The sequence below is a fragment of the Colwellia aquaemaris genome (assembly GCF_057548755.1).
On the sequence record NZ_BAAJLV010000004.1, the window covers coordinates 121,668 to 133,440 of the forward strand.

Annotated in this window: 4 protein-coding genes; all 4 read right to left on the minus strand. The window is 39.0% G+C overall.

Features of this window, described 5'->3' with window-relative positions; all coding sequences use genetic code 11:
• Positions 1–52 precede the first annotated feature (52 nt).
• The 4 genes from recD to AC27HL_RS12490 all read right to left on the minus strand — a co-directional run bounded on the left by recD (position 53) and on the right by AC27HL_RS12490 (position 11,770).
• The gene (recD, locus tag AC27HL_RS12475) at positions 53–2,092 is read right to left on the minus strand and encodes an exodeoxyribonuclease V subunit alpha (RefSeq protein WP_487081332.1); all 2,040 of its coding nucleotides are present in this window, start codon (positions 2,090–2,092) and stop codon (positions 53–55) included.
• Positions 2,085–5,771 carry an exodeoxyribonuclease V subunit beta gene (gene recB / locus AC27HL_RS12480; RefSeq protein WP_487081333.1) on the minus strand — a complete coding sequence of 1,229 codons (3,687 nt, stop codon included), beginning with the start codon at positions 5,769–5,771 and terminating at the stop codon, positions 2,085–2,087. The genes recD and recB overlap by 8 nt, the downstream gene beginning before the upstream one ends.
• Entirely contained in the window at positions 5,771–9,475 is a 3,705-nt protein-coding gene (gene recC, locus AC27HL_RS12485; protein ID WP_487081334.1) for an exodeoxyribonuclease V subunit gamma, read from the minus strand. Before recC ends, recB begins: the two co-directional genes overlap by 1 nt.
• A gap of 123 nt (positions 9,476–9,598) precedes the next feature.
• Complete coding sequence (locus AC27HL_RS12490) at positions 9,599–11,770, minus strand: transglutaminase TgpA family protein (RefSeq protein ID WP_487081335.1); 2,172 nt, start codon at positions 11,768–11,770, stop codon at positions 9,599–9,601.
• Positions 11,771–11,773 lie beyond the last annotated feature (3 nt).

Consider the following 11,773-nt stretch of genomic DNA (forward strand, 5'->3'; position numbering starts at 1 on the left):
CTTAACGACACTAAAATAATGGCTATTTAACTAGCCTTAACGGTTACGAGAATTATTTATCTATTGCTAATCCGGAATAGCGAATAACTTGCTGACTAACACCACTGTGCCAAATAGCTTCTGAACTGGCGATACTCAATTTTACTTTTGCTCGGGTAATACCAGTATATAATAATTCGCGTGACAATAACTTATTGTCTTTTTGCTCAGGCAACACCATAGCAACGTGCTCAAACTCACTACCTTGAGTTTTATGTATGGTCATGGCATAAACCGTTTCAAATTTGGGCAAACGTGATGGTATTACCCAGTCATAGCCGCCCTCAGCAGTTTCAAATACCGCCATTAAATGCCCTTCCTGATTACGCCAAAGTAAACCAATATCGCCATTATAAAGCCCTAGGCGATAATCATTTTCGCTGATCATAATTGGCTGAGTTGGATACAAATCACTTTGCGATGCAAACGGCTTGCTAGGAATAACGCCTTTTGCTCTTAAAATATCCATTACCAAGGCATTGAGACTTTCAACACCTTGCGGCCCTTTTCGTGTTGACGATAATATTCTAAACTTTGCCAATGATGCAAAGGCATCCGCTAAGTTATCGCACTGACATAAGGCCTGATAATATTGACTTACTAACGGAGCTAGCCAGCTTTCAACCGCACCAGATAACAATGTTAACTGGTTATTTTTAAGCTCATTGTGATTTGTACTTTGGCTGTCTTTGAGTAACTGCCAACTTTCTCGATATTGACCATTAATTACATAGCTAGCAATTTTTCCAATGCCACCTTCGCCGTCGAAACGTCGGCTTTTCATCAAGAAAGTAACACAGTCGGCAATACTGTATTCTTGCTTATTTTCGATATCACTTTGCTGCTTACTTAAGCCTGCAAAACCTGTAACTTCTGCAAGATATTGGAAATTTTTTGCGCTAAAGCCGGGGTGTGGCCGCGGCGCAAAATCAGCTAATACGCTGCCAACCGCAACCGAAGGTAATTGGTCAGCATCACCGAGTAGAATGACTTTACTATGAGCAGGTAAGGCTCGAAAAATGCGAGTCATCATAGGTAAGTCAACCATAGATACTTCATCTATAAGTAGAATATCTACGGCCAATAAATTATCTTGGTGATGACGAAAGTTAACTTGTTCAGGAATAACACCTAACAATCGATGAATGGTTTGCGCCTGCTCAGGTATTAGGTCAAGCACATTATCATCAATAATGCCGCGAAAACCTTTAACAGCATTGATAATAGATTCCGACAATCTTTGTGCCGCTTTACCAGTTGGTGCAACAAGTGAAATCCTTGGTATGTCGACACTATGCGGATTTTTTAACGACAACATCAACAATGCTGCTAAAAGCTTAGTCACAGTATAGGTTTTACCCGTACCTGGGCCTCCGGCAATAATAGCAAAGTTTTTGTTAATGGCATTGGCTACCGCTAAGGCTTGCCAATCAATATCAGAACTTTTGCTTGAGCCATTCGTTACCGAGTCAGCAAACAATTGCGTAATTATCGCTTTAATAGTATTTACACCAGCTGGTAATTGTTGCTCTGATACTTGATTAATAGCCCTACGCTCAGCGACCGCTTGTTTTAACTCCTGTTCAAACTGGTAGTAGCGCCTTAAATATAATCGCCCATGACTAAATACAATTGGCTGCTCAGCCTCTTCAGTAATGGTTAATTGTGTTAATAATGAAATAAGTACTGGCAAATCTTTGAATAAAAAACCGTTAGTGGTAACAGGCTCTAGCGCTTTAATTGGTGTTTGTTCGCCAATAAAAAAGCGTTTACCTGCAACTTCACTAATAGGTAGGCAACTATGACCATCTCGTAGACTAGCATTTAATAAAACAAGCAAATGAAACCACTGTTGTTGCAATTCGGTATTTACCTGATGAGCGATGGCTATATTGTCAGTGACCGTAATACATTGGCTAATTTCTCTGGCAAAAAAGTAGTCGACTGCAACTAAGCCCGCTAAGTATTTTGTTGCATGGTTAAACGATGAATACACTGAAACCATGCTATTACTATTATCGGCAATGGTCATGCTATCCGCTAATTCAGGCATCGGTTGTTTCTCCAGCAAAAATATTATCAAGTTGCGATAATTCAGCCACCTTAATTTGACGATAGTAAACGCCACAATCTTGATGCTCTGTTTGGTCTGTCATCCCACGCAAATATAAATAGTAAACGCCACCAAAATGTTGCTCAGGATCATAATCTGCCAGCGTATATTTGAGGTGACGGTGCAGCGCTAATGAATAAATAAGGTATTGTAAGTCATAATGATTTTTTTCAATATTTTCTCGCATAGCATAATGATTATAATCACTATATTGCTCGCCTAAATGCGTAGACTTGTAATCGCAAACATAATATTTACCATCGGCTTGAAAAATTAAATCAATAAAACCATGCATCATACCTTTAAGCTGTTGATAGGACGGTAAGTGAACATGGCTACGACTTTTATACTGACTTGCTGGTGTATTACAAAAGTGGTTTCGATGTTCGGTCAACAGTTTAATTAATGATCGACTACTTGCTGTTTGCATTGGGTAATAAAACTCGGTTTCACGTAAAGTATCATAATGGTCAAGTTCAGCTAGTGATAATTGTTCATTATTTAACGGTGTTCGTAGTATTTCTTCCAACCATTGGATTAGTAATACTTCACCATTACCTTGTACTGCTAAGTTACTTTCACCGTATTTTAATAGCGGCCAATGGCAGCTTTTTTGCCAGTTGGGTGCAGAAAAATCTGTATGTTCTAAAATATCATGCAGCAAATTACCGGTTTGAGCCCCTTTAGTTAAGGTAAAACGCAGCTCTGGCTCAGTATTTAACATTGCTTTATGACTAGATTGTTCTTCCGCGCTCACTTGTATTTGGGTATCGCGATCGGGTGATGAAACACCGTCGTGACGTAAGTTTTTACTTAACGCTGAAAAAGAACTTAACCACCAATCTCGTTCAATTTTACCTTTAAACTTTGCCACCGATGCTCGAGATTCGGTTTTAAAATTAGCAACTTTGTTACTAATTAGCTCGTTAACATCACTGTCGTTACATGAGTTATCAAGTTCATTGCTAACATTATAATTGTCGAGCACCTCTAGTGCTATCTCATTTGGGTTATCTTGTGCTAATTGCATTAACTGAGCCGGAATATCCGTATCAGCTGTCCACTTTAAGCTTTTGCCTAACGGAGATTTGTCGAAATGCTCAAATGCCGAGCTTAAAATATAACAACGCTTTTCTGCCCGAGTAACCGCGACATATAACAAGCGAATAGCCTCAGCATAGGCTTCTGCTGCCATACTTGCTTTTGCTGCTTCATTGCCATCAAGGCTATGCTGTAAAGTCCCATGTTCATCATGAAACTCTATTAAGCTTACGTTACGGTTGCCAAATTTAAGCGGGTCTTTATGGCGGGTAGCATATGGTACAAAAACTACAGGATATTCCATCCCTTTCGAGCCATGTTGAGTAATAATGCGAATTAAGTTTTCATCACTTTCTAAACGCAATTCTGCTTCTACTTCAGGGTTATCAATTTGGCTTTGCTGTTCAAACCAAAACAGTAATTCTTGCGGCTGGCGATGACGCTGGCTGGCACTTTGCAATAATTCAAATAAGTGCAGTAAATTAGTTAGGGCTCTGTCGAGATTATTGTCTGGTGAATTATCATCGCCAACCAAATGAAAATGCTGATGCATCAGCTGCAACGCCATGCTAATAAAGCCTTTGTATTGCCATTCGTTTCGCAGCTTTTCAAAGCTAATTTTTAATTGCTGCCATTGATGTTCATCATGCTGCAATGCGATAAGTTTTTCACGATTAAAGCCCATTAGTGGGCTAGCTAATGCCGCAGTATAAAGTCGGTCGTTTTCTAGAAATAAAATACCTTTTAGCACTTGTAGCAGCTGCGTGGTTTGCTCACTTTGTAATAAGTTGGCTCTATTACTCATAAACACACTTGCCAAGCCACAATCATTTAACGCCTGTTTAATATTTGCCGCTTCTGTACCATCTCGTACGAGTAAGGCAATATCACCACTAACAATGTTAAGTTCAGGGCTTGCCAATAAACGAACAATTTCATTAGCACACCAGTGCGCCATATTAGCGCGATAGCTTTGTTTAACAGCTTTATCTTTACCACTTTTACTTTCTTGTTCAACATTAAAATGCACAAACTGTAAGGCATTAAACTGGCTATCAGAAAAGACTTTACCTGCTGCTTTCGGAGAAGCATTTACCGGTAAGTAAGGTATGTTATAGCCAAAAACATCCTGCGCAGGTTTTGATAAATGGTTACCATAAAATAATCGATTATAGCCTGTGATCATCTCCGCACTTGAGCGCCAATTAGTATCCATTAACCATTGATGATCACAATCTTTCCGAGCCGATAAATAGGCAAAAATATCACCACCGCGAAAACCGTAAATGGCTTGCTTTGGGTCGCCAATCATATACAAGGCGCTTTGTGGTTGATGGTAATATATTGCTTTTAATATCGAGAATTGCTGCGGGTCAGTGTCTTGAAATTCATCAACTAAGGCAACTGGAAACTGAGAAAAAATACTATTAGCAAGCACCGCCTCTTTGTCAGTCGACTTTTCATTAACAAGGCAGTTATTTAATGTCGTAATAAGATCGTCAAAGCCCAGCACATTGGCATGTAATTTTTTTCGCACTATTTGTTGACGAATATGATAAATTCCTTGTCGCACCACCAACAAGGCCTTAGCACGATTGATATGCTTTGCCAAAGCTGGATGTTGCTTTTTAACAGTGTTAACACTGCTAAATATTTCAACAAGTTCACTTTTGGCTTTTGAACGGGCAAAACGTCTGCCGTCAATAAACGCATCAGGCATTTTTCTATGTTGGCCTTCAACATCATTCGATAAATCAGCCAACCAAGCTAATAATAAGTCTAATTCTTGTTGACGATTTGCTCTTTCCGCTCCCTTTTTAACATCAATAAGTAACGCCGTTAGCATGTCTTTATGTTGATTTAAGCTGGCCATAGCTTGTTCAACTAAGCTTTTGAATTCAATACTTATATTTTCTGGTGCCTGTACGTTTAAGGCATTATGACCAGTTAACGCTTTCGAGAACTGGCTAATAAAACTATTTGGCTCTGGCCAAAACTCAGTCACTAAATGAAAATCTGTATGGTTGAATTTACTTGCTAATGACGTTGTTTCTACTGCTTGGCTTTCGTTTGTCTTAGAGCCCAAAGCAAGTAGACGATACCAGTCTTGGCAGGCTTCTAGCGTAATATCTTGGGTATCAGTTTCCATTTGCGCATTAAAACTAACACCGCTGGTAAAAGCGTATTGATTTAATACCCGCTTACAAAAACCATGAATGGTAAAAATTGCCGCTTCATCGATATAAAGTAAAGCTTGTGTTAATCGTGCTTTGACTTTCGCGCTACTAACACCTTGTTCTGCAAGATTATTGCTCAGCGCGATAAAATAGTCATCGTTGACAATCAAATCGTCCCAATTGTGCAGGCTATCTCGAATAAAGTCATCAATACGGCCTCGAATTTCTTCTGTGGCATCTTTAGTAAACGTCATCACCAATATTTGTTCTATTGGCAGCGCTCTTTCTAGCAGTAAGCGCAAAAATATACGGGTAATATTATGGGTTTTACCTGTACCTGCACTCGCTTCAATTAAATGTTTACCGTATAAAGCAATCGTACTGGCATTTAAATTTTTCATTATTTTGCCTCCGATTTCGAGGTCGACTTTTTCGTCACTTTTACGCTTTGCAATGCATCAAACATAGGTTGATATATAGTGAATAGTCTTGCTGAAATATCATCAAAATGTGGCGGTGAAGGCCAAAAATATTGTATATATGGATCAGCACCAAAGGGCTGAAAACTATTGGTATCTGTCCAAAACTGCTCAAACTGAGCGTGCTCAAAAACTTTACTTTTTCTTATTTTTTCAGCCAGTTCACCATTTAGTAACAAGGGTTGCTGCTGACCTAAATAGAAAATGGCGATTAATGTTTGCAGTTGGCTTTTCGCATCAACAATATCGCTGAAATAAAATTGGCTAGGTTTTTGGCTTTTAGTATCAAAGTAGTAACCATGAGTGGTAGCGATATTAGCCCAACAATCTTGATTGCTGATGGTTTGCTCTGTTTGCGCAACTTGAACAATAAGCTGATGTAAATAAAGGGTAAATAAGTCTTTTGCTTTAGCACTACTGCTACGATAGAACAGCGCTTTATTATCAACAACAATCAACTTAGTATTTAAGGTAATAGTGTTGGGCAAACTGGCTTTTAAAAGAGTGACTTCCTCGCCAGTAAACAAATCTTGCTGGACAATATTGTCCAGGCTTAACTCTATGTTCACACTACAATCAACCGGTTCCAGCGTAATTGCTTGGTTTTGTGACAATTCTGTGAGTATAAACTGGCTAAAGTCTTCACTGTCGGTTTGCCAACCTTGTAGTAACGCATCGGTATTAGGAAGGTCAGGTAAGTTGCCAGAAAGCTTAGCGCTAAGCAGAATATCTTCACAGATAGAGTCATTTTGCTGTTCAGACAAATAATAATTGAGTAATTCCTGGCGCAACAAATAGCTATCAAGTCTATTAGCAATAAAAGGCTCTACATCATTAATAAGGCTATCATTTTGTTGTAAATATAAATAAAGCGAATGTTGACCATAGTACTTGGCTGGATGTTGATAAAAACCAATAAGTTCACTGGCCGATAACAACTCGCTTGTCACTTTTAGACTCTGCTCTATTTGAGCCTCATTAATGACATTTTTTTGTACATCACTGTTACTGGTTTGCTCATTAGGACGCTTTAGCTGTAGCCAATTTGCATCAAAACTTGCATAACGACCAAGATAATTTTGCTCACTAAATGCCTGCATTGGCAATTGCCTGATGTGTTCAGCTAATGTTTCACCTGACTCTTGATCTGTACCTTCATTCAAGCCAAGCAAGCGCCAGCCATAACCACGCGCCAAATATTCCATTAGCTCTTTTAGTACTAATGAGGGCTGACGCTCTTTATTATTCTTAATATTCCGACCTTGATAGCTTAAATATAGTGCTTGCCTTGCCGAGATAATGGCTTCTAAAAATAAGTATCTATCATCACCACGACGGGATCTATCACCCAGTTTTGCCGGCGTTGTTGCCATTAAATCAAAACTTAAGGGTTGACGCTGACGTGGAAATTCACCGTCATTTAGACCAAGTACTGCGATAATTTTAAATGGAATACTGCGCATGGGCAGCATAGAACAAAAGGTAACTTGCCCAATCATAAACTGCCGCCCAGGATCTGGCTGACTAAAATGGGCATTTAAGTAATCTCTAATAACCGACAAACTTATATCACTGCTGTAGGCAGCATGTTGACAATATTCAACTAATGACTCTATGGCGTTTTGAATAATACTTAACCCATTGTCACTTTCGTCATCAAACAGCTGTTGTAGAAAGTCTAAAAGATATACTTGCCATTGCGTTGCAGAGCGTGGTTTTGACATGTTTATAGCTGATATTTGCAACTGCTCAATGATCAACATTAACTTACCAAGCAACTCACTATCGCTACCTTCAATATTGGGTAACAACATTTGATTTTGATAAATCACCCGTTGATCGCTAAAAGCAAAACCTCGCATTAAGCGCGAAAGCCCCTGTTGCCAAGTAAAACTGTCAGATACACTGGCTTCAGGCGACGGGCATTCTTGAGCAATTTCAGCTTGACTTTGTGCCAAAACTTGCTGCTTATGTGCTTTATCTAAACCCCAATGTATAGAGGCGGCATCAAGCCATTGGGTAACTTTTTCAATATCATCTAAATTGATGGCAAAGCGCTTTTGCATTGCTGGTAAACGCAGCAATGCAATTAAACTAGAGACTTGAAATCGGCTATCGGGTAATTTTAAAAGTTCAGCAAATGCTGCAACTAAAGGTTCAGCATCTTTGCTGATACGGTCGGCAATTGAGCAAGGTAATGGTGGCACTTCATCCGAAATATCTTGCCAGCCGCGGGCAAAAACAGCATTCACATATGGGGCATACTGTTCAACTTGCGGACACATCACTAAAACATCTTTAGGTGTTAAATTTTTATCTTGATTAAATTGATGCAAAAGCCAGTCGTGCAAACCTTGCACTTCACGCAAGGCACTATGAGCACTAGTAATAACAATAGAATCATCAACTTGTGCCCTTATTTCAGGCATATGGCGAGCATCTGACAAAGATAAAATATCTTGCTGTACAAGTGATAATACACTGGCCTTCGCCGTTAACAGCTTGTCATTTTTAAGGTTTGTATCAAGATTTTCATCGCTAGCAGATTTTGCTTCAATATCAGCAACGGCTGACTCAAACACCTCAATATTCACCGTACTGTATTGATACAGCAATGCCATAAATTCTCGGCCTTGCTGGCCTAAATTTGCTAATAAAGGGTTTCCAACTTGGCGATTGATATCAGCCAAATTATCACTAAAATTTGAATTTGCTACATTTTCACGCTCAGTGTTATCGCTAAAATCTTGACCTTTGAGCCATGATTCAATCGCGTGCTTTTCAGTTACCACATCGCCCCAGTAAGCAAAACACGGGTTTAGATGAAAGAAGTGAACATCAATTTTTTCACTTAGCGCATGAATAAACTCAAGCCACAATGGTGCCATGGCATTAATACCAAAGAAGGATAAACGCTGGGGCAGCAATTGTACCCTGCTATTTTTTTTATCGTTCAAGTCTAAGGAATTTAAGTTAGCAATGGCTAGTGTCACTAACTCGTGGGGATCATATGGCTGCTCGTTTACTAATAACTGCCATAATTTCCCTTGCCAAATAGCACTGCTTTCATCACTATCGATACAGCCATCTGGAGTAAGTTGTTGTGGTTGATCATATGCAATAAATTCTCCTTGGTGCCAAGCATGTATCCACTCTGGGCGAAAAATTAAGTACTGCTCGTATAAATCAGCCAATTGACAAGCAAGTTGATAACGCTTTAGTTGCTCTGCTTCACTATAGCTTTCACTGCTATTATTCTTGCTATGAGTGCGCCAATACTCAGTAGCAACGTGGTAAGTATCATCATTAAGTACTTCATTTGACGCCAACAAGGTGTCAATACGCCAGGCAAGCACTTCTCGTGAATATGGTGACTGCTCTGGAACATCTTCCTCACTGGCTAGGTTTCTGATCAAATTCCATAAATATTGAGACGGTAATTTGTATTGCATATTCATGCTAATACCGCGCTGCGCAGCTAACGACATATTAAGCCAGTGTTGCATACCAGCATTTTGCACAATGACGGTGTCTTGAGCGAAAACAGGAAGTGGAGAAAGTTGTTGAATTTTATCAAGCAAAACTAACAAATTTTCCATTTTGTTAGCAGGGTAAAGGTAGAACAAATGCGCGCCTTTTTAGCCATTTTTTCTTATGGCTAAATTTAATCACATCAAGGTCAATAACACTAGAACTGATAAGTGATTATCTATTGTTGAAGCACCACTTTTCAAATATCAGCGGTATTTTTAATTAAATTTGAATTTAGCTTTCCAAAGTTGCCAACGTATAGCATGGTAGTATTTTTCAAATTTATTCAGCGCAGCTACTTGTTGGTCATAAACTATGTGATTAGGAGCGCTATTTGGTATTGTGAACTGGTATTGTAATTGACAATAGTACTTTGAAAGCTGCCTAAAATTTTCTGATAAGTCAGTTTTGCTTTGGCTAACGAAATGGCAAAACTGCATTTCTGTCATCGAGATCTCTTTTACCAAATTTTGCTTGGCAAGCATATTCACTATAGTCAAATACTGCTTTTGCCAATGATGAGCTTGATTTTTCTTTGGCAAGAAAAAGCGAATAAATATAATAGTAATTGCCATCACCAATGTAATTAAAATTAAATTAATAATACTTTTCAGTGATGGTAATGACGATAACAAACGCTGTAACAACTGGCTTTGACGTTGGCCTGTATACCCAATAACCCAACGCGTCCATTGGTAATCAAGCGCTTCAAACTGCTGCTTTATTTCTCTATATATCCAACTTGCCTTAAACGAGGAAAACGAAAACAAGCCGCTTGACAAATCAGTGTACTCACGCATTAGATTAGATGAAAATCCACGTTCAACACGTTCAGGATCAACAGCGGCGGTTGGGTCCACCCTCACCCAACCTTGCCCTGGTAACCAAACTTCCGACCACGCGTGAGCATTGCGCTGATAAACACTTAAATAATTACCCGTTAGGTTTATTTCCCCGCCTAAATAACCAACCACCATACGCGCAGGTATACCCGCGGCACGCATTAAATAGGTAAAGGCACTCGCATAATGTTCACAAAACCCTGCTTTAGTATCAAAATAGAACTGATCTAAGGTATCACCACTTAATCTGGGAGGCTGCAAAGTATAGAAGTATGCCTGTTGATTAAGTTGCGCTAAAACATGATTAATTAACTGCCTGTTGTCAGTAAAACGTTGACTAAGTACTCGCCCTTGCTCTTGTAATCTTGGGTTGCTATTTATGGGAATGGTAAGGTTTAACGTACGTTCAAGATCAGAAAGGTTTTCCGCCAAAATTGCTTCGGGAAAACTGGTGACATTGTAGCTTAAGGTTTTATTAATAATTCCGCGATAATATAATGAAAAATCAGCACGTTGGCCAATATTTGCTTGTTCACTTGTTGCAAAGTCTAATGCAAATAGCCAAGACTGAAAACTAGGCTCAGTAATAACTTGATAGTCAATACCTTGGCCTTTAACTTCAGCATTAACTGCTAGGCCTTGGCGCTCAGTAAATCGTCTGTTTGTTGATAGTGGCTTTCTTAAAGTTGCTTGTTGCCACGTAGTGCCGTCAAAGTCCTCTAGGACTAAAGCACGCCAATATTGCTGAGATTGAGCAGGAATACTTTCTTTAAAACTAACACGAAATGCCAATTCATCAGATAGTGTCAGCTGGGCAATATCACCTATTTTTACTTGTTCTGACAATCCAACTTTTGCTGACTCTACATTAGGTACTTGCCAAAACGGTGTTAGCTTTGGAAAACCGATAAATAACGCAATAGTTAACGGTAGCGACAGTAACATTAATTTCGCCATCGTTTTACCTTGCTGTCTGATTGTGACTCTAGGCGCAAGGAAACATAATAAAACCATAAGGTTGGCAAAAACCAAAGCAATAACAGCTATAGAAAAATAGACAGATTGATGAAAAATTAATGACGATGTGGCAATAAAGATGCCGAGTACTACCAATTGATATAAATCTTTTCGTTTTGGCAATTCAAATATTTTTAAACTATAAGCAAAACAAAGTAAGTGCACCATACTCAGTAGTAAGCCAAGTTCACGCCCTGAAATTGCGATAACAATACTGCCCGCAATTGCTAAGCATACTATTGCCCATGTAGAGAGTACTTTGGGCGCTGCATAAAATTGAATGAGACTATTTTTAGATGCTGGATGTTGTTTAGCCGTAAGCGGTATAACTCTGCGTTGTTTATTGTGAGCCAACACCTGTATCACTAATAAAAATATTGCGATAACAATATAAACAATATGTAATTGCATCACTAGCGTTAGTAAATTTATCAGTTGTAGCGCCAGCAACATAAAATACAGCTGGTTGCTTAGCAACAATTGGCTGTTTTTAGCTTGAGTAATATCACTTTTAAAAGCGCTTTTCATCATCTC